Genomic DNA, 19,234 nt, shown 5'->3' on the forward strand with positions numbered 1-19,234 from the left:
CTGGGCTTGAGGTAAAAATCAATCAGCCCAGGCGCGCGGCACAGGCCCCCCCCCCGGATTTGTTGAGCCTCATCCCAATTCACCACCATGGCATTCAATATAACACTACAGCTGGGAGAAATCATCCGCTATGCAGCCAAGCTTCGGTGCGCTCCACCCGACCGCCATCATCGATGCGGATCACCCGGCAGTGGTAGAGTTCGCGCGCGTTCACCAGGGCGCTGGCCAGAGCGCTTTGGAACGGGCCGTGTCCCTCTATTACGCCGTGCGTGACGGCTTCCGCTACGACCCATACCAACTGGATCTGACCTCACGCGGGATGAGCGCAAGCCGCGTCCTGGAGACCGAACACGGCTGGTGTGTGACCAAAGCGGTGCTGCTTGCTGCTGCTTGCCGAGTGCTCGGCATCCCGGCAAGAGTCGGTTTTGCCGATGTGCGCAATCATCTCTCCACGGCGCGCCTGCGGGAAACGATGAAGACGGATGTCTTTTACTGGCATGGCTACGCTTCGATCCTGGTCGATGGCCGATGGGTCAAGGCGACGCCAGCGTTCAATATCGAGCTTTGCGAGCGCTTCGGACTGCTGCCGCTGGAGTTCGATGGACACAAAGATTCAATTTATCACCCCGTCGACAGCGCAGGCAACCGGCACATGGAATACCTGACGATGCGTGGTGAATTCGACGACGTTCCACTCGCCGACATGGTAGCGACGTTCAGCCAACACTACGGCCACATGAGCCGTCTCGATGAATTCAGTTTTGACGACGACGTTCGCGACGAGGGCTCTGCGGCGTAGCCGCCTTGCATCCACATCCGGACCACCGGCAATAATTGTACCGCGCAGTGGAAGTACGGCGCGCCAAGCGACGGTTCAAACGTCGTGATCGGATAGAAAAAGATCTTCGGCAGGTCAATGACTAAAGCCAAAGAGCGACCACATGCAATCATGTGGCGTAAAAACAAACAAAAACAGGGAGGAAAATAGAATGGCCAAATTCTGGGACGCAAATTCCAACCCGCAAAGTCTTGTGTGGTCTGTCGCTGCAATGACCGCAGCTGGTATCATCGCCTCCGCAACAACGGTAGCAGCCTACAATTTCGAAATCGGCGATGAGATCACTGGTTCAATCCAGACGACTCTTTCTGTCGGAGCGCAGATGCGGATGGCGGACAGGGATCCACGGAATTACGGATACTATTATGGCGGCTTGAGCAATGTATCAGATATTGATGACGGAAATCTCAACTACGACAAATATGATTTAATTAGTCAAGTCAGTACAGTATCCAGCGAGTTAAAACTGAAGTGGCGTAATTATTTTGCATTCTTCAGAGGGGCAGCATTCTACGACTCCATTGCCGCGAACAATGATCTCGCTGATTTCGAGCCTGAACTTCGTCCATATACAAGCGGTCGGTACCCAGAAGGGGCCGATAACAGGGCCGATTGGGACGCCAAGCTTTTGGATTATTATATCGGCGGTGATTTCGATCTGGGGGGCCGGAACCTTACCGTTAAAATTGGCAGTCAGATCCTGAATTGGGGCGAAGCCCTGTTCACGATCAATGGCATTTCCATCGTCAATCCTATCGATGTGAAGAAGATTCGTGTCCCAGGCGCGGAACTGAAGGATGCTCTTATCCCCGTGCCTATGATCTATGTGGGGCTAGATCTAGCAGACAATCTTTCTATGGAAGCATTTTATCAACTGGACTTCGAGCCGTTCATATTGGATGCTTGTGGCAGTTTCTTTTCGACTACGGACAATATTTGCGATGGAGTGAAATACGCTAGTACATTGCAAGATCCGTTTGATCCGAGATCGTATACCGCTGGCACCGGAATGAAAACGACTGACTATGACAATCCCAACAAGAGCCTGATGGCTGCCAATTTTCCGATTTATGTTAAAGATGATCCGGATATTCATGACTGGGGTGTATCGCTCAAATATTTCTCACCTGATTTGAATAATACGGAATTCCAGTTCTATTTCGCACGCTATACTTCTCGCCTGCCTTCCGCCTACTGGCAGTCACCAGAGAAGTTTGCAACTGGAACTGGCCAGATAAACGCCGCCGCATTGCCGGTGCCCTTGGTTCAAGGACTGCTAGACCAGCTCGGCATTGACCAGCTAAATGCGCTGACGTCAGCGCTCTCCGGCTTACTCGGCGGGCCGGTTACGGATCTTGTCGGAGCGCTAACGAATCCCCTAACAGGGGCCTTGATCCAGCCGCCGTTCGGAACGTCACCCCGATCAAAGGTTCTTGAGAATCTGGATAATGGTCAGTTCACGCTCTACTATCCGGGCGGGCTGAACATGCTTGGTTTTGCTTTAAATACCACCTACGACCCACTTGGCATTGCCATTAATGCTGAGATCAGCTGGAAACATAATGTTCCCATTCTGATTTCGGAATCGGCAATCGTAACTACGCAATATAATGCCGCCGGCGGTGCCCCCATAAGTCAAGCTACGGGGGTAAAGACACCCATCTGCGTTGGAGCCATTTGCGTACCGAACCCGGGCATAGCGCCTTTTGTCGATCCCGGTTTCCACAATCCAGACAATCAGTTCATTGCAAATCGGCGCATCGATTTCGCCGAAGAGCACGAAGTCTGGCAGGCAGCAGTACGTTTTACCAAGATTTTTGGCGGATCCGATTTCATTACGCGCCTGCTCGGCGCAAACCAGCTCTTCGCCTTCGTGGAGTTGGGAGCGATTCATGTCGATCTGGATCCCAACGTACAATATGCCGGCTACGGTCAGACAGGATTCACGGGATTTGCGACCCGACCGTTGCTCGGGGTCGTGCCCTCCATTGCGGCCACCGATCTGGGTGTTCCGTTCTATGCGACGGCAAAGGAACCAACCCAATGGTCGGGCGGTGTTCAAGGTTTGTTCTTTTGGGATTATCCGGGGGTTTTTGACGGAGTAACATTGACGCCATCTATCGGATTTTCTCACGGCATCTTTGGGAACACCCCGGCTTCGCTCCCAGGTTTTACAAAAAGTGTAACATCGATGAACTTTGGCCTTAAAATCAACTACCTTGAGAATTGGGCGATGAACGTGAATTACTTCAAGAGTTGGGGAGCTGGCTCGGGTGGGTCTGGCGGCGCTTCAAGAAATCCGTACATTGACCGTGACTTTATAGGCATGAACATTTCCTATTCATTCTGATACTTAATGCATACCGTGGGGCCCCCCCTAGACGGTATGCTGACTGACCCCGGGGCGCACACGTTCGCGCCTCGGGGTACTTTTTCGGTATCCCTCCGCCGGGCACAGCCTTTCGGCGATGCGACTGATTGCCGATAATGATGCGACGTCAGGCATATGAGGGTGGCAAGTGTTGACCTCCTTGAAACGCAGGCACACGGAAATTAGATACACAATGTGTATCTGTCATGCTATGCCAGAAGGAAAGGAGATTCGCCATGGCGACGACGACAACCAAAGAGGCGGCCCCGCCGGCGGTCACGCGCGCCGTGAACCTGCGCGTGCGCGAGGACGTGCGCGACCTGATCGACCAGGCCGCGCGGGCGCACGGCAAGACGCGCTCGGATTTCATGATCGAGGCGGCCCGGCAGGCGGCCGAGAGCGCGCTGCTGGATCAGACCTTCGTGCGGGTCGATGCCGCGACCTATGCCCAATTCCTCGCCGTGCTGGACAAGCCGCCATCCGGCGTGGGCTATGAGCGGCTGATGCGGGCTCCAAAGCCCTGGAAAGCCTGAAGCGTGGAGCTACAGGCGCCAGAGCTGCTGACGGACGCGCATATCCTGACGGATTTCGATTCCGGGGTGGCGTCGCTGGACGACTGGCTGCGCCGGCGGGCCATGGGAAACCAGCTCTCCGGCGCATCGCGCATCTATGTCGTCGCACCGCCCGACAAGCGGGTTGCGGGATACTACGCGCTGGCCTCCGGGGCACTGGCTCATGTCGACGCCCCCGGCCGGATCAAACGGAACATGCCCGATCCGGTTCCCATGGCCGTGCTCGGCCGCCTCGCTATCGACCGCTCGATGCAGGGGAGGGGGCTCGGCGTGGCTCTGTTGCAGGATGCGGTGCTGCGCGTGAAGCAGGCGGGCGCGATCATGGGGATTCGCGGCGTGCTCGTTCATGCGATTTCCGAAGAGGCGCGGGCCTTCTACGAGCACCACGGCTTCATTCCGTCCGTGACCAGCCCGCTGACGCTCCTTCTCTCCGTGGCGTGAGGGCCGGCGTCATGACCGACAGACAAACACAAGAATGCCGCGTGTGGCGTAACTTTGAAGCCATCGAGCTCGCCACGCTCGAGTGGGCCGACTGGTTCAACACAAGAGACTACTGGCACCGATCTGAAACATTCCGCCGGCCGAGGCCGAAGGGCGCTACTATGCGCAAATCGAGGAGCCCGCCATGGCGGCGTGACTCAAATGAAATGGCCTCCGGCAAACCCGGGGCGGCTCAGGTCAAAGCCCTGATCAACCGTTTCCTCGATCAGCGCGACGCGCAGCAGGCGGAACCGGTAGGCAAGCAGGAAGGAACCGGGAACGCATGAGCGAGGACAACGGGGAAGAACCCGCAAAGGTCATCGGCGAACTGATCGGCAAGAACAAGCACCTGCTGCTGTCCGCCGTGCCCTTCGCCATGGCAGTGGGCATGGAGGTGGTGGAGGTCGGCCCGGCCCGCGCTACCCTGTCCCTGCCCTGGCGCGAGGATCTGGTAGGCAATCCCGAGACCGGCGTCCTGCACGGCGGCATCGTCACCGCGCTGATCGACAATGCCTGCGGTACGGCGGTGATCTGTGCCCTGACGCGCATGACCAGCGTCGCCACCCTCGACCTCCGCATCGATTATCTGCGCCCGGCTACCCCGGGGCAGACCGTGTTCGTCGATGCCGAATGCTATCACAAGACCCGCAGCATCGCCTTCATCCGAGCGCTGGCCCATCACGGCGACTGCGGCGATGCCATCGCCCATTCGGTCGCGACCTTCATGCTGGGCGCCAACCAGACCGGGCCTTCGCGCCAGATCGCCGAAAAGGTGGGCCAATGACCGACCGCCAGCGCCTGCCCCGCCTCACCCACCCGGTAAGCAACGAGGACATCGGCCGCCTGATGCAGGCCATCCCCTTCGCCCGCCTGCTCGGCGTCACCGCGACGAACGACGAGTCGGGCAGGGTGATCGCCCATATGCCCTATGCCGATCACCTGATCGGCAATCCGCGCCTGCCGGCGCTGCACGGCGGCACCATCGGCGCCTTCCTCGAAATGACGGCGATCGCCCAACTCGTGGCCAACATGGCCGAGCCGGGGATCCCGAAGACGATCGACATCACCGTAGACTACCTACGCTCAGGCCGGCCGCGCGACACTTTCGCCAAGGCCATCGTCGCCAAGCATGGCCGGCGCATCGCCAATGTCAGGATCGAAGCCTGGCAGGACGATCCCACCCGGCCGATCGCCACCGCCCACGGCCATTTCATGCTGCCCGAAGGGGGCGAAGCCGCAGCGCCCCCCGGCAACGACGAAGGCTGAGGCCCGACCTCAACGACCTCGTCAGCGGCGCCGGGCGGCCGGCCACGGCACCATCCAAGACCGGATCTGCTTGGGGCCTCGCGACCGAAGTAGGAAGGGAGCCGCCCGTCTCTTTTTTTGGTCCGCCAATGGACCGTTTGACGGCCAAACCTCAAACTGTCCGTAAACGGCATTGACGATGGCTTTCCGGACAAATAGATTGTCGGACGGGTTTCCGGACAACGGGCAGTGTCGACATGGCGGCGGTCGGTTATGCAAGGGTGTCGACGTCAGACCAGGATCTCGCGCTGCAGCTCGACGCTCTTGCCAAGGCCGGCTGTGCACGGGTATTCGAGGACAAGGCGTCCGGGGCCAAGACCGACCGGCCCGGATTGACCGCTGCCTTGGCCTTTGTCCGGAAGAGCGATGTGCTGGTCGTGTGGAAGCTTGATCGCCTCGGTCGTTCACTGCCGCACCTGATTGAAACCGTCACTGCCTTGGAAATCAGCGGCGTCGGTTTCCGCTCCCTCACTGAGGCGATCGACACGACGACACCCGGCGGGAAGCTCGTTTTCCACATCTTCGGTGCTCTTGGGCAATTCGAGCGCGATCTCATCCGAGAGCGAACCCGCGCCGGTCTCGATGCTGCAGAAACCCGCGGTCGTCGAGGTGGCCGGCGGCCGGTGGTGACCGAAGACAAGCTTCGCCGCGCCAAGGCGTTCATTGCCCAAGGCCTGACAGTTCGCGAAGCTGCAGCGCGCGTAAAAGTGGGCAAAACCGCGCTCTATGCGGCACTTGGCGAAGAGACCTTGCCCGCGACTAGTCGGCCTGCGTGATCAGTTCCGCATACGTGCTCGCAAACCGGACAATATGATCACTTCCGTGTCCTCACCCCAAGATGTATTCGATCCAGGCCGGCAATCTGTCCACAGCCTCGGTGTGGACGAAATATTGATAAGCCAGATTGCCGGCATAGAGCGCCATGGTCACTTCCGGGCGGACGCCGATCAGCATCAGGGGTGCGAAGAACAGCCAGTAGCCGGTCAGGGAATAGAGCATGCTCTGACGCATCGCCGTGGTCAGATTCATGTGCTCGCCCGAGTGATGGACCACATGGGCGCACCAGAACCAGCGGATCCGGTGCGAGGCGCGGTGGAACCAGTAATAGCAGAATTCGACCAGCAGGAAGAGCAAGGGCACGGTCCAGACCGTCAGCGGCACGTCCATCACCCGGTGGTCATGGATCCAATGCATCGCCGCCATGAAGATCAGCGCATGGCCCACCAGTTCGAAGAGCTGATAGCTGCCGCCCAGATTGAGATTGGTCATCACGTCGCGGAGCGCGAATTGCTGCCCGAGGCGCTTCTGGCGCCGCATCCACCAGAATTCGACGGCGAAGGCGCCGAGGAACACGGGCGTCAGCCCGATCAGGATGATCTGCTTCCAGTCCACAGGGCCGCCGATCCAGGGTTCGATGAGGGCCGCGATCTCTTCCATGGTCTCTCCTCCACTCAGGGGGAAGACTAGCCCGTCCCGTCCAGCGCATCTTGACGGGCCCGGCCATTTTTTTGACATTTCTCGCCATGACGGGGGAGATGCTCGAAGGCCATGTCGGCAGCGCCTATGTCCAGGTCCTGGCGGACTGGCTGGCGGCGCGGGGCCATGGGCTCGACGATTTTCCGGGCGGGGCGGCGCTCAGGGCGGCGGCGGGGGCTTCCCATGTCGTATCCGTCACGGCCTGGCGCGATCTCCTGACCGCCGTCGCCGCCGCGCTGTCCCTGCCGACGCTCGGGCTGGCGGTCGGGGGCGCCTTCACCATCGCCCATCTGGGGCTTCTCGGTTATGCGCTGCAATCCTGTCCGACGCTCGGCGCCGCGCTCGCCCGGCTGGCCCGTTACGAACGCCTGATCAACGACGTCAATCCCCTGCACTGGCGGATCGCGGGCGATGTCGTCGAGCTCGAATGGGGCTGGGAACGGGGCCGGCCCGGGCCCCTGGTGGACGAAGGCGCCATCGCCACCTTCACGCAGATGACGCGCCGGATGCTGGGGCGGGACGATCTCGGCCTTCGGGCCGTCGACTTCATCAATCCGCCGCCGCCCGACGTCGCGCCCTATGACGCCTTCTTCGGCTGTGCCGTGCGTTTCGGGCGGGACAGGACCCGCCTCTCCTTCCCCGTGGCCCTGCTGGCCGAACCGCTGGAACGCCATGATCCGGTGCTGGCCGACCTGCTCGCGGCCCAGGTCGATGCCCAGCTCGCCGCCCTGCCGGCCGAGGCGGACATCGTGCAGCGGGTGCGCCGCGCCCTGGCGCATCGCCTCTCGGAAAGCGTCCCCAGCCTGGAGACGGTCGCCGCCGACCTCGGCCTCTCGCCGCGCAGCCTGCACCGGCGACTGGAGGCGGCCGGTCACGGCTTCCGTGCGCTTTGGGAAGACACGCGCCTGCATCTGGCCCGCACCTATCTGGGCGATCCCCGCCTGACCCTGACGGAGATCGCCCATCTCCTCGGCTATTCGGACCAGAGCGCCTTCACCCGCGCCTTCCGCCGCTGGACCGGCGAGGCGCCGGGCACCTGGCGGCGGCGCCAGGCGTGACGGGGGCACGGGGGCGGCTTGACTCCCGACACGGGTGGAGGGATAAAGGAACAAATAGAGAACATTTTGGCCATGACCCTGCAAACCCTCCTCCGCCGGCGGATCGCCCGGATCGAAAGAGGCGACGATATCCGTTCCTCTTGCCGCGCGCCGGACGATGCCGCCTTCGGCCTTCCGGCACTGGACGGCGTGCTGGGCGGCGGGCTGGCGGCCGGGGCGCTGCATGAATTCGCGGGCGCGGCCGGTGCCGGTATCGGCCTGGGGCTGGCGGCGGGGCGGTCCGGCGCCCTGCTCTGGATCGCGGCGGGCGACGTGTTCCGCCGGGGTGGCTGGCCCTATGGCCCGGGGCTTGCCGGCCTCGGCCTCGACGTCGGGCGCCTGCTGCTGGTCGTGGCGCGGGACGCGGTCGAAAGCCTCTGGGCGGCGGAGGAAGCGATGCGCTGCAAGGCGGTTGCCGCCACCATCATCGAACTGGCGGGCGACGGCCGCACGGCCGACCTGACCGCCACCCGCCGCCTGTCGCTGGCCGCGCGGGAGGGCGGCGGCCTCGGCTTTCTCATGCGGGAACGACCGTTCCTCGGCACGTCTGCGGCCGTGACGCGCTGGACCGTGGCGCCGGTGCCGGGCCCGGCGGACGGCTGGGGCGGGCTCGGCGATCCGGCCTTCGACATGAGGCTGACCCGCAATCGGCGCGGCCCCGCCGGCCGCTGGACCATCCTGTGGAGGTGCGATGAGCGGCGATTTGCGCTTGCGGCGCCATCTCTCGATCTGGCTGCCCCGCCTGCCGAGCGACCGCATCCGCCTGCGGCGGCTCTCGGCTGGCGCCGCGCCGGCTGAGGCCGCCGCCCCCCTGGTGACGGTGGCGCGCGTCGGCAATGCCACGCGCCTGATCGCGGTCGATCAGGCGGCGGCGGCCCTCGGCCTCGCCCCCGGGCTCGCCCTTGCCGATGCCGAGGCGATGTATCCCGGCCTCGACGCCGTGCCGGCCGATCCTGGCGCCGACCGCGCCCTGCTCGAGGATCTTGCCGACGCCATGGAACTATGGACGCCCCTCGTCGCCCCCGATCCGCCGGACGGGCTCCTGCTGGATATCACCGGCTGCGCCCATCTCTTCGGCGGCGAGGCGGCGATGGCGGGGGCGATCCGCCGGCGCCTGATGGAACGGGGCTTCGCCGTCCGTCTCGCCAGCGCGGCGACGGTCGGCTGCGCCGCCGCGCTCGCCCGTCATGGCGCGGAGATCGTGGCCGCCGCCGGGCGGGAGGCCGCCCTCCTCGCCCCCCTGCCGGTCGCGGCGCTGCGCATCGGAGCGGAGATCGTCGCGGGTCTGCGCGATGCCGGGCTGGAGACCGTGGGCGACCTGATGACCAGGCCGCGCGCGCCCCTGGCCGCCCGTTTCGGCGCCGGCCTCATGCGCCGCCTGGATCAGGCCCTGGGCACGGTGGACGAGCCGATCTCGCCCCGCCGGCCGGTCCCCGACCATATGGTCGAACGCCGCCTGATGGAGCCGATCCAGCGCGAGGATCATGTGCTCGACGCCCTGACCCTGCTCGGCGACGGGCTGGGGGCGCGGCTGACCCTGGAGGGGCTGGGGGCCACCCGGCTGGAAGCGGTCCTGTTCCGGGTCGACGGCGCGGTGCGCCGGCTCGCGATCGGGGCCGGCCGGCCGCTGCGCCGGGGCGACGAGATGCGCCGCCTGTTCGCCGATCGCCTGGCCGGTCTGGCGGAACCGGTCGAGGCCGGCTTCGGCTTCGAGGCGATCCGCCTTTCGGCGCCGGAGACGCGGCGGGTCGAACCACGCCAGCCCGGCTTCGACGGCGGCACCGCGATCGAGGCGGAAACCGCCCTCGCCGCCCTGACCGATCACCTGGCGGCCCGCCTCGGCCCCGGCCGCCTGCGCCGTCTCGCCCCGCGCGACAGCCATGTGCCCGAACGGGCCATGCAGCTTGCCGAGGCCGCCGCCGCGCCGCCCCCTTTCGCGCCTCCTGATCAGGACAGTCTGGGGCCGGCGCGCCCGCTCCGCCTGCTCGAACGCGCGGTGCCGGTGGAAGCCCTGGCGGAAGTGCCGGACGGCCCGCCCCGCCGCCTTCGCTGGCAAGGAGAATGGCACGACGTCCGCCGCGCCGAGGGGCCGGAACGGATCGCCCCCGAATGGTGGCGCGCCGACACGGAGGAAGCCGCGACGCGCGATTATTTCCGCATCGAGACGGCGGCGGGGCTGCGCCTCTGGCTCTATCGCGACGGGCTCTATGGCCGGGAGACGGACCGGCCGCGCTGGTATCTCCATGGTTTCCTGCCGTGAGTGACGCTTATGCCGAAATGGCGACCGCCACCTGTTTCTCCTTCCTGCGCGGGGCGTCCCAGGCGGACGAACTGGTGCTGACGGCGAAGACACTGGGCATGGCCGGCATCGGCATCGCCGACCGCAACTCGGTCGCGGGCGTGGTGCGCGCCCATGTCGCCGCCAAGGAGATCGGGCTTCGCCTCGCCGTCGGCGCCCGCCTCGTCTTTCGCGACGGCACGCCCGACATTCTCGCCTATCCGGCCGACCGGGCGGGCTGGGGCCGTTTGTGCCGCCTGCTGACGGCGGGCAATCTGCGGGCCCCCAAGGGCGAATGCCATCTCGATCGGGCCGATCTCGAACAATGGCGCGCGGGACTGAACCTCGTGCTCTGCCCGCCGGATAGGCTCGACGCACGCCTGCTGGAAGACGTGCTGGCGCGTTTCCGGGGCCAGATCCGGCTCGGCGCCACCATGCTCTATCGCGGCGACGATCATCGCCGCCTCGCCCGCCTGAAGGCCCTGGCGGCGCGTTGCCGCGTGCCCCTGACCGCCCTCAACGACGTGCTCTATCACGGGCCGGAGCGCCGCCGGCTCGCCGACGTCGTGACCTGCATCCGCGAGCATGCGACCCTGGAGGATGCGGGCCATCGCCTGGCCGCCCATGCCGAACGCCACCTGAAGCCGCCCGGCGAAATGGCCCGCCTGTTCCGCGACGCGCCCGGGGCGGTGACGGAAAGCCTGGCCCTGCTCGAAGCCTGCGCCTTTTCCCTCGACGAATTGTCCTACGACTATCCGGACGAGGTCCTGGAAGGTTACCCGGATGCCCAGACCGCCCTGGCGGCCCTGGCCCGGCAAGGTGCCGCGACACGTTACCCCCGGGGCGTGCCCGCCCGGGTCACCAAGGCGCTCGAAGCCGAACTGGCGCTGATCGGGCGGCTCGGCTATGCGCCCTATTTCCTCACGGTGCACGACATCGTGCGCTACGCCCGTTCCAGGGACATTCTGTGCCAGGGGCGGGGTTCGGCCGCCAATTCGGTGGTCTGCTACCTGCTCGGCGTGACCGAGGTGAATCCCCAGGAAGTCGATCTCCTGTTCGAGCGTTTCGTGAGCGAGGAGCGGCGCGAACCGCCCGACATCGACGTCGATTTCGAGCACGAGCGCCGGGAAGAGGTGATCCAATATATCTACGACCGTTACGGCCGCGAGCGCGCGGGCCTGACCGCCACCGTGATCCGCTATCGCGGGCGGAGCGCGGTGCGCGAGGTCGGCAAGGTCTTCGGCCTGTCGGCGGATGTCGCGGCCCGGCTCTCCGGCATGCTCTGGGGCTGGAGCCGCAAGGGGGTTTCCGACGAGGACGCGGTCACGGCCGGGCTCGACCCCGGCGAGAGGCGCCTCGGCCAGACCCTCGACCTCGCCCGCGAACTGGCCGGCATGCCCCGCCATCTGTCTCAGCATGTCGGCGGTTTCGTGATCACCAGGGGGCGGCTCGACGAATTGGTGCCGATCGAGAATGCGACCATGAAGGACCGCACCGTGATCGCCTGGGACAAGGACGACATCGATGCGCTGCGCATCCTGAAGGTCGACGTGCTCGCCCTCGGCATGCTGTCGTGCCTGCGCCGCTGCCTGCATCTGATGCGCGACCATTACGGCCTGCCCGCCGACATGGCGGCGATCCCGCGCGACGATCCGTCGGTCTACGACATGCTGTGCCGGGCGGATTCGACCGGCGTCTTCCAGGTGGAGAGCCGGGCCCAGATGACCATGCTGCCGCGCCTGAAACCGCGCACCTATTACGACCTGGTGATCGAGGTCGCGATCGTCCGCCCCGGCCCGATCCAGGGCAATATGGTGCATCCCTATCTGCGGCGGCGAAACGGCGAGGAAGATGTGCATTACCCGGGCCCGACCGATGGCGGCGACCCGGACGAATTGCGCCATGTGCTGTCGAAGACCTGCGGCGTGCCCCTGTTTCAGGAACAGGCGATGAAGATCGCCATCGTCGCCGCCCATTTCACCCCGAGCGAGGCGGACCAGCTGCGCCGCGCCATGGCCACCTTCCGCCGCATGGGCACGATCCAGCATTACCGCGACAAGCTGGTGGGCGGCATGGTCGCGCGCGGCTATCCCCCGGATTTCGCCAGGGATTGCTTCTCGCAGATCGAAGGCTTCGGCGAATACGGCTTCCCGGAAAGCCATGCCGCCAGCTTCGCCCTTCTCGTCTATCTCTCGGCCTATGTGAAATGCCGCTATCCGGACGTCTTCGCCGCCGCCATCCTGAACAGCCAGCCCATGGGCTTCTATGCGCCCGCCCAATTGGTGCGCGACGCGGCCGAACACGGCGTCGAGATCCGCCCCGTCGACATCAATGCGTCGGCCTGGGACAACACCCTGGAACCAGGCGGTCAGGGCAGCCCCCATCCCCGCTTTGCCGAAGGCGCGCGGGACAGCAAGGCCAGCCATGCCCTCCGCCTCGGCTTTCGCCAGATCGATGGGTTCCGCGAGGATGATGCCCGCCGGATCGAGGCAACGCGGGGCACGGGCTTCGACTCGATCCGCGATCTCTGGCTGCGCAGCGGCCTTGCCCCCGCCGCCCTCGAACGCTTGGCGCTTGCCGATGTCTTCCGCTCCCTCGGCCTCGACCGGCGCGACGCGCTCTGGGCGGTGAAGGGGTTGCGCCGGGCCGGCGACAAGGACGACCTGCCCCTCTTCGCCGCCGCCACGACGGCGGTGGAGCCGGATGCCGACCTGCCCCCCCTCACCCCGGGCCAGCAGGTGATCGAGGATTACCGCCGCCTGCATCTCTCCCTGAAGGGTCATCCGGTGGCGTTCCTGCGCCCCCGCCTCGATGCCGCCGGCGTCACCCCGAACGGCCGCCTGCCCACCCTGAAACCGGACCGGCGCCTGACCGTCTCCGGCCTCGTCCTGGTCCGCCAGCGCCCCGGCACCGCCAGCGGCGTGATCTTCATGACGCTGGAGGACGAGACCGGCATCGCCAACATCGTGGTCTGGCCCAAGACCTACGAGGCCTACCGCCCCATCGTCCTCGGCGCCCGCCTCGTCACCGTCACCGGCCGCCTGCAATCCGCCGAATCCGTCATCCACGTCATCGCCGACAAGATCGAGGACCGAACCCCCTGGCTCGCCCAGATCGCCCAGGGCAAGGACAGGGAGACGGCTCGCGTGCTGCCGAAGGGCCGGAATTTCCAGTGAGGGTGGAAGGAAGCAAGAAGGGCGACAGGCCGCGGCCCGTCGCCCATTTTGCGCCTTTAGGCTTGTTAACGAGAGGACCCTGCCAAAAGGATCCACTCGCAACTCAGCGATGTTCGCATTGGCAGAATTCATTGCGAATGATGCTGATGTCTCATTCTGGCACATCCATCTCATTAAAGAAAGAACATCGCTGAGCAAACTTTATATTGCATCGCTTCCGATTCGCGAGATACCTCATAGATAAGGTTCGGGCTCCAAACCCGGCTCAGGTGGCGAGAAGGTACGGCGCTCCTCATCCAAACAGAGGAATACGCAACCGTTCCTTCTCGTCCCCGCTCCTGCGCATGTGCGCTTCAGCAGGGTGCATTTACCGAGCGCAAAAAACAAGAAGGGCGACAGGCCGCAGCCTATCGCCCATTTGGTGCCTTTCGGCTTGTTAACGGGAGGCCCCCAGTCACCAGACCGCTAAATCTTGTGAATTGCCTACCATTAATGGTCAGTGGAAAAACATTTCCACTTGGAGGGGCTGGAGTCAAGACGCATCCTGCGAAGTGAGGTTTCACCGCATACAACCGTGAAGAGGCGCCAATGCCCCCCATCCGTCGCCCCTATCGTCTCGGGCTCGATCTCGGCTCCAATTCCATCGGCTGGTTCGTCGTCTGGCTGGATGCCAAAGGCAATCCGAAGGATCTCGGGCCCGGCGGCGTGCGGATCTTTCCCGATGGGCGGGATGCAAAATCGAAGGAATCGAATGCGGTGGCGCGGCGGCTGGCGAGGGGCATGCGGCGCCGACGCGATCGCTATGTCCGGCGCCGGGCGGAACTGATGCAGGCGCTGGTCGATGCCGGGCTGATGCCGGCGGAGGAAGCCGGGCGAAAGGTGCTGGAGGGCCTGGATCCCTATGCGCTGCGGGTGGCGGCACTGGCGGCCCCCCTGCCCCTGCACCACTTGGGCCGCGCGATCTTTCATCTGGATCAGCGCCGGGGTTTCCAGTCCAACCGCAAGACCGAGAAGAAGGGCGGCGAGGACGGTGTCATCAAGCAGGCCGCCGGCCGCCTGGCGGAAGCCATGGCGGCGACGAAAACCAAGACCCTCGGGCAATTCCTGGCCGAGCGTCACGCCCGGCGCGAGCCGGTCCGGGTGCGCAATCAGGGCAGCGGCACCAAGACCGAATATGATTTCTATCCCACCCGCGATCTGGTGAAGGAGGAATTCGAGGCGCTGTGGCAGGCCCAGGCCCCGCATCATCCCGAACTGACCGACGCGGCCAAGGCCACACTGCATCGGATCATCTTCTTCCAGCGGCCGCTGAAAAGCCCGCCGGCCGGCAAATGCACCCTGTCGCCCGCACGGAACAAGGACGACCTGGAAGGCTTCCGCGCGCCGCGCGCCCATCCCCTGGCCCAGCAATTCCGCATCTGGCAGGAAGTGCGGAATCTGCGCATCGACGTCTCGGGAGAACCGTCCCGCCCCCTGACGCCCGAAGAGGGCGACCTGATCGGCAAGGCTTTGCTGGCCGCCAATTCCCTGTCGTTCGACAAGATGCGCGCCTTGCTGAAGCTTTCGCCCGCCGCCCACTTCAATCTGGAAAGCGAGAAGCGCGACCGCCTGAAGGGCGACGAGACGGCGGAAAAGCTGTCGGCGAAGAAGGTCTTCGGCAAGGACTGGCGCCATTTCCCCTTAGAGAAGCAATGCGCCATCGTCGACCGCCTGCTGAACGAGGAAGACGAGCCGCGCCTGATCGATTGGTTGATGAGCGAAGCCAAGGTTCCCGAACAGGCGGCACTGGCCGCCGCCGGCACCCTTCTGCCCGATGGCCATTCGCGCCTGGGGCTTCGCGCCCTGAAGGCGATCGTGCCCCTGATGGCGGGCGGCTTGAGTTACACCGATGCCTGCATCGAGGGCCTGGGCGTGCCCCATTCGCCCCGCCCCACGGGCGAGCAATGGCCCCGCCTGCCCTATTACGGCCAATGGCTGGAGAACGACGTCGTCGGCACGGGCGAGCCCACGGACCCGCCGGAAAAACGCTTCGGCCGCCTGCCCAATCCGACCGTGCATATCGGCCTTGGCCAGTTGCGGCGCGTGGTCAATATCCTGATCGAGCGTTTCGGCCCGCCCGACGAAGTGGTGGTCGAGATGACCCGGTCCTTCAAACTCTCGCCCATGGAACTGGCGCGGATGGAGAAGGAACAGGCTGCGTTCCAGCGAAAGAACGACGCGCGCCGCGAACGACTCCATGAACTCGGCCATCCGGCCAATCACCGCAACCTGATGAAACTGCGCCTGTGGGAGGAATTGAGCCCCAGGGACGCCCTGGAGCGTGAATGCCCCTTCACCGGCGAGCGGATCTCGGTCCCGCGCCTGCTGTCCGACGAGGTGGAGATCGAGCATCTGATCCCCTTCCGCGTCAGTTTCGACGACAGTGCCGCGAACAAGACCGTGGCGCTGCGCGAGGCCAATCGTCACAAGGGCAAGCGGACACCGTTCCACGCCTTCGGCGCCAGCCCGACCATCGCCGGGCGCCACTACGACTGGGCGGCGGTCGCAGCCCGCGCCGCCAGCCTGCCGAAGAACAAGCGCTGGCGCTTCGGCCCCGACGCGCTGGAACGCTTCGGCGATCTGGACGGTTTCCAGGCCCGGCAATTGAACGAGACCGGCTGGCTGGCGCGCATGGCCAAGGATTACATGGGCGCGGTGACCGACCCCAACCGGGTCTGGGTCATCCCCGGCCGCCTGACCGCCATGATCCGGGCCAAATGGGGTCTGAACGACATCCTGCCGGATCACAATTTTTCGGATGCCAAGAACCGGCTAGACCATCGCCATCATGCCCTCGACGCCCTGGTCGCCTGCCTGACCGACCGGCGCCTGCTGCAGGCCATGGCGAGCGCCTATGACGACGAGCGCGATCGGATCGAGGTTCCGGTGCCGATCGACGGCTTGCGCGACAAGCTGATCGCCTGGCGCGACCGCATGACCGTTTCGGTTAAGGCGGATCACGGCGTGGGCGGGCGCCTGCACGACGAGACCGCCTATGGCCTCGTCAAGGACAAGGCGGCGGCGGACGGCCGCAATCTCGTCTATCGCAAGGCCTTCGGCACCCTGACCGAGAACGAGTTGGGCGAAATCCGCGACCGCCGCCTGCGCGACAGGGTGGCGGCCCATTGGGCGGAAGCGAAGATGCTGGGCATCAAATTGCCCGAAGCCCTGGCCTCCTTCGTGCGCGACGCGAAGGATCCCCAATGGGCGAACGGCATCCGCCACGTCCGCCTGCTGAAACCCATCGATCCCGCCTATCTGGTCCAGGTGCGCGACGGCGACGGCACGCCCTACAAGGCCTATGCGGCGGGCGAGAATGCCTTCGTCGACATCCTGGAGACGCCGGAGGGCAAATGGATCGGTCAGGCCGCCACGGTGTTCCAGGCGAACGATGACACCTGGACGCCCGCCTGGCTGTCGGACGCTACGCTTCGTTTCGTCATGCGCGTCTTCAAGGGCGACATGCTCCGTCTCGAGCGGGACGGCGGGGTGGAAATCATGGTGGTCCGCCAGTTGGAGGCGTCGAACAATCGCATGAAGCTGGCGGGCCACAACGAGGCCGGGTCTCTCCAGGATCGCCACAACAGTGTGGATGATCCCTTCCGTTGGCTGATGGCGTCCTACAACAGGCTTCGCGCCTTGCAGGCGGTCCGTGTCCGGGTCGATCCCGTCGGTACGGTGTGGACCGTCGATCCCGTGGAGGACGCGGTCCGCATCAAGGGGGCCATTCGCAAGAGGGAGCAGGCACGATGATCGGTCAGGTCGTCGAGATCGCCACCGACGGGCGCCATGTCGCGCTTCATCGCGGCTTCCTCGTCGTGTCGGAGCATGGCGAGGAAGTGGGGCGCGTGCCGATCGATCAGGTCGCGGCCCTGATCTCCAACGCCCATGGCCTGACCTTCAGCAACAATGTGCTGGTCGAATGCGCACGCCAGGGCGTGCCCGTCGTACTGTGCGGCCCGAGCCACAAGCCGGAGGCGATCGTCTGGCCGGTGGACGGCCATCATCAGCAATCGGGCCGCATGGCCGATCAGATCGCCGCGGCACTCCCCTTGAAGAAACGGCTCTGGGCGCAGGTCGTGCGGGCCAAGATCCTCGCCCAGGGCGCGACACTGGCGGCGGTGGGGGCGCGTCACGGCGGCTTTCATCTGCTGTCGCGCAAGGTCCGCAGCGGCGATCCCGACAATGTCGAGGCGGAGGCGGCGCGCCGCTATTGGCCCCTCCTGCTCGGCGCCGAGTTCAGGCGCGACAGGGATCTGCCAGGGATCAACGGCCTGCTGAACTATGGTTATGCGGTGCTGCGCGCCGGTGTGGCGCGGGCAGTGATGGCAGGCGGTCTTCATCCCGGTCTCGGCCTGATGCACGCCAATCGCGGCAATCCCATGGTGCTGGTCGACGACCTGATGGAACCCTTCAGGCCCACGGTGGATCTGGAAGTACGCCGCCTGGTCGATGCCGGGGTGGAGACGGTGGACCGCGCGGCCAAGGCGGCCCTCGCCCGCGTGATGATCTTCGACTTGCCGACAGCCCAGGGCCTCAGCCCGGTGATGACCTGCGCCGAACGTCTCGTGACGTCTCTCGCCCGCGCCTATGCCGGCGAAGGCGACGATCTCGCCCTGCCCTTGCCACGCCTGCCACTGGAGGGATGACGTGAATGACCAGAAACGCAACCGTCGCACGCACGATCGCGCAGCCGATCGTCCGCCGGCCCTTTCGGGGTATCGCATCATGTGGATGATCGTGCTCTTCGACCTGCCCGTGGGCACCAAGGCCCAGCGCAAGGCCGCCACCGCCTTCCGCCACCATCTCCTCGATCTGGGCTTCGAAATGTCCCAGTTCTCGGTCTACGCCCGTTTCGTCGCCGGCAAGGAAAAAGTCGAATCCTTCTGCCGCAGGATCGAATTGGCGATGCCATCGGCCGGCAAGGTGCATATCATCCAGATCACGGACAAGCAGTTCGAGATGATCCGTACCTATCGCGGAAGAAAACGTGAACCCGCCCCGAAAAACCCGGACCAACTGACCCTGTTCTGACCCCCATGACCCTGGACCGCTGCCACTCGGACACGAAAAAAGGCCCTGTTTCCAGGGCCTTGATCCGAGTTGCATTTTAGCGGTCTGGTGACTGGGGGCCAACCGCAACCCGCCACGACGTCGTCCGCGAAGCGGAGGGATTTTAGCGGTCTGGTGACTGGGGGCCAACCGCAACGATGCGGTTATCTCGAACACGGGATCCAACATTTTAGCGGTCTGGTGACTGGGGGCCAACCGCAACATTGGGAAAAGGCGCTCGCTGGTTATGGGAATTTTAGCGGTCTGGTGACTGGGGGCCAACCGCAACAGGTCGATATATTGAGTTAGATATGTCGGGATTTTAGCGGTCTGGTGACTGGGGGCCAACCGCAACGTGGGCCGTGCCCGGGCGTGCGGCGCGGCCATTTTAGCGGTCTGGTGACTGGGGGCCAACCGCAACGAACGCTATGGCGTCGCCAAGGGCGGGAAGATTTTAGCGGTCTGGTGACTGGGGGCCAACCGCAACAGGCCGGTGTCAAGCGGACCTATAAGATCAATTTTAGCGGTCTGGTGACTGGGGGCCAACCGC

General features: G+C 64.7%; 15 protein-coding genes, 1 pseudogene and 1 CRISPR repeat array (1 of these 17 cut by a window edge). Of the genes and pseudogenes, 15 read left to right on the forward strand and 1 reads right to left on the reverse strand.

Annotated features, from left to right (window positions below; all coding sequences use genetic code 11):
• The first annotated feature begins 130 nt into the window (after positions 1-130).
• From L2U69_RS03265 to L2U69_RS03300, 8 genes and pseudogenes are all read left to right on the forward strand, one after another.
• Positions 131-799: a transglutaminase-like domain-containing protein gene (locus L2U69_RS03265; RefSeq protein WP_236104908.1), complete on the forward strand. Its 669-nt coding sequence runs from the start codon at positions 131-133 to the stop codon at positions 797-799.
• Positions 800-989: 190 nt separating this feature from the next.
• Positions 990-3,188 carry a DUF1302 domain-containing protein gene (locus L2U69_RS03270; protein WP_236104909.1) on the forward strand — a complete coding sequence of 733 codons (2,199 nt, stop codon included), beginning with the start codon at positions 990-992 and terminating at the stop codon, positions 3,186-3,188.
• A 257-nt stretch (positions 3,189-3,445) separates the two neighbouring features.
• Positions 3,446-3,742 carry a type II toxin-antitoxin system TacA family antitoxin gene (locus L2U69_RS03275; protein WP_236104910.1) on the forward strand — a complete coding sequence of 99 codons (297 nt, stop codon included), beginning with the start codon at positions 3,446-3,448 and terminating at the stop codon, positions 3,740-3,742.
• A 3-nt stretch (positions 3,743-3,745) separates the two neighbouring features.
• On the forward strand, positions 3,746-4,222 hold the full coding sequence (locus L2U69_RS03280) for a GNAT family N-acetyltransferase (RefSeq protein ID WP_236104911.1): 477 nt from the start codon (positions 3,746-3,748) through the stop codon (positions 4,220-4,222).
• A 44-nt stretch (positions 4,223-4,266) separates the two neighbouring features.
• Positions 4,267-4,418, forward strand: a pseudogene (locus tag L2U69_RS03285) (IS3 family transposase); the annotation flags it as partial.
• Between the two features lie 126 nt (positions 4,419-4,544).
• Positions 4,545-5,045 (forward strand): PaaI family thioesterase, encoded by a 501-nt coding sequence (locus L2U69_RS03290; RefSeq protein ID WP_236104912.1) that lies wholly within the window; start codon positions 4,545-4,547, stop codon positions 5,043-5,045.
• Positions 5,042-5,527: a PaaI family thioesterase gene (locus tag L2U69_RS03295; RefSeq protein ID WP_236104913.1), complete on the forward strand. Its 486-nt coding sequence runs from the start codon at positions 5,042-5,044 to the stop codon at positions 5,525-5,527. The genes L2U69_RS03290 and L2U69_RS03295 overlap by 4 nt, the downstream gene beginning before the upstream one ends.
• A 236-nt stretch (positions 5,528-5,763) precedes the next feature.
• On the forward strand, positions 5,764-6,342 hold the full coding sequence (locus L2U69_RS03300) for a recombinase family protein (protein ID WP_236104914.1): 579 nt from the start codon (positions 5,764-5,766) through the stop codon (positions 6,340-6,342).
• A 52-nt stretch (positions 6,343-6,394) separates the two neighbouring features.
• On the opposite strand, the gene L2U69_RS03305 is transcribed toward L2U69_RS03300, so the two are convergent.
• Entirely contained in the window at positions 6,395-7,003 is a 609-nt protein-coding gene (locus L2U69_RS03305) for a sterol desaturase family protein (protein ID WP_236104915.1), read from the reverse strand.
• Positions 7,004-7,089: 86 nt separating this feature from the next.
• Between L2U69_RS03305 and L2U69_RS03310 the strand changes: the two genes are divergently transcribed.
• From L2U69_RS03310 to cas2, 7 genes are all read left to right on the forward strand, one after another.
• Entirely contained in the window at positions 7,090-8,100 is a 1,011-nt protein-coding gene (locus tag L2U69_RS03310) for an AraC family transcriptional regulator (RefSeq protein WP_236104916.1), read from the forward strand.
• 72 nt (positions 8,101-8,172) lie between these two features.
• Positions 8,173-8,937 (forward strand): ImuA family protein, encoded by a 765-nt coding sequence (locus L2U69_RS03315; protein ID WP_236104917.1) that lies wholly within the window; start codon positions 8,173-8,175, stop codon positions 8,935-8,937.
• On the forward strand, positions 8,831-10,399 hold the full coding sequence (locus tag L2U69_RS03320; RefSeq protein ID WP_236104918.1) for a Y-family DNA polymerase: 1,569 nt from the start codon (positions 8,831-8,833) through the stop codon (positions 10,397-10,399). Before L2U69_RS03315 ends, L2U69_RS03320 begins: the two co-directional genes overlap by 107 nt.
• Positions 10,396-13,593 (forward strand): error-prone DNA polymerase, encoded by a 3,198-nt coding sequence (locus L2U69_RS03325; protein ID WP_329605358.1) that lies wholly within the window; start codon positions 10,396-10,398, stop codon positions 13,591-13,593. Before L2U69_RS03320 ends, L2U69_RS03325 begins: the two co-directional genes overlap by 4 nt.
• Positions 13,594-14,181: 588 nt before the next feature.
• On the forward strand, positions 14,182-17,385 hold the full coding sequence (cas9, locus tag L2U69_RS03330; protein WP_236104919.1) for a type II CRISPR RNA-guided endonuclease Cas9: 3,204 nt from the start codon (positions 14,182-14,184) through the stop codon (positions 17,383-17,385).
• On the forward strand, positions 17,382-18,281 hold the full coding sequence (cas1, locus tag L2U69_RS03335; RefSeq protein WP_236104920.1) for a type II CRISPR-associated endonuclease Cas1: 900 nt from the start codon (positions 17,382-17,384) through the stop codon (positions 18,279-18,281). Before cas9 ends, cas1 begins: the two co-directional genes overlap by 4 nt.
• A 79-nt stretch (positions 18,282-18,360) precedes the next feature.
• Positions 18,361-18,666, forward strand: coding sequence for a CRISPR-associated endonuclease Cas2 (gene cas2, locus L2U69_RS03340; RefSeq protein WP_236104921.1), 306 nt, complete (start codon positions 18,361-18,363; stop codon positions 18,664-18,666).
• Positions 18,667-18,739: 73 nt separating this feature from the next.
• Positions 18,740-19,234: a CRISPR direct-repeat array (repeat unit 36 nt; unit sequence ATTTTAGCGGTCTGGTGACTGGGGGCCAACCGCAAC); it runs 1,256 nt beyond the window's last position.

This window comes from Zavarzinia marina (assembly GCF_021568905.1).
Taxonomy (GTDB): domain Bacteria; phylum Pseudomonadota; class Alphaproteobacteria; order Zavarziniales; family Zavarziniaceae; genus Zavarzinia; species Zavarzinia marina.

Excerpts from the sequence above, each read along its gene's own strand:
- L2U69_RS03265 (WP_236104908.1), top strand. The coding sequence starts at position 131 with ATGCAGCCAAGCTTCGGTGCGCTCCACCCGACCGCCATCATCGATGCG.
- L2U69_RS03270 (WP_236104909.1), top strand. The coding sequence starts at position 990 with ATGGCCAAATTCTGGGACGCAAATTCCAACCCGCAAAGTCTTGTGTGG.
- L2U69_RS03275 (WP_236104910.1), top strand. The coding sequence starts at position 3,446 with ATGGCGACGACGACAACCAAAGAGGCGGCCCCGCCGGCGGTCACGCGC.
- L2U69_RS03290 (WP_236104912.1), top strand. The coding sequence starts at position 4,545 with ATGAGCGAGGACAACGGGGAAGAACCCGCAAAGGTCATCGGCGAACTG.
- L2U69_RS03295 (WP_236104913.1), top strand. The coding sequence starts at position 5,042 with ATGACCGACCGCCAGCGCCTGCCCCGCCTCACCCACCCGGTAAGCAAC.
- L2U69_RS03300 (WP_236104914.1), top strand. The coding sequence starts at position 5,764 with ATGGCGGCGGTCGGTTATGCAAGGGTGTCGACGTCAGACCAGGATCTC.
- L2U69_RS03305 (WP_236104915.1), bottom strand. The coding sequence starts at position 7,003 with ATGGAAGAGATCGCGGCCCTCATCGAACCCTGGATCGGCGGCCCTGTG.
- L2U69_RS03310 (WP_236104916.1), top strand. The coding sequence starts at position 7,090 with ATGACGGGGGAGATGCTCGAAGGCCATGTCGGCAGCGCCTATGTCCAG.
- L2U69_RS03315 (WP_236104917.1), top strand. The coding sequence starts at position 8,173 with ATGACCCTGCAAACCCTCCTCCGCCGGCGGATCGCCCGGATCGAAAGA.
- L2U69_RS03320 (WP_236104918.1), top strand. The coding sequence starts at position 8,831 with ATGAGCGGCGATTTGCGCTTGCGGCGCCATCTCTCGATCTGGCTGCCC.
- cas9 (WP_236104919.1), top strand. The coding sequence starts at position 14,182 with ATGCCCCCCATCCGTCGCCCCTATCGTCTCGGGCTCGATCTCGGCTCC.
- cas1 (WP_236104920.1), top strand. The coding sequence starts at position 17,382 with ATGATCGGTCAGGTCGTCGAGATCGCCACCGACGGGCGCCATGTCGCG.
- cas2 (WP_236104921.1), top strand. The coding sequence starts at position 18,361 with ATGTGGATGATCGTGCTCTTCGACCTGCCCGTGGGCACCAAGGCCCAG.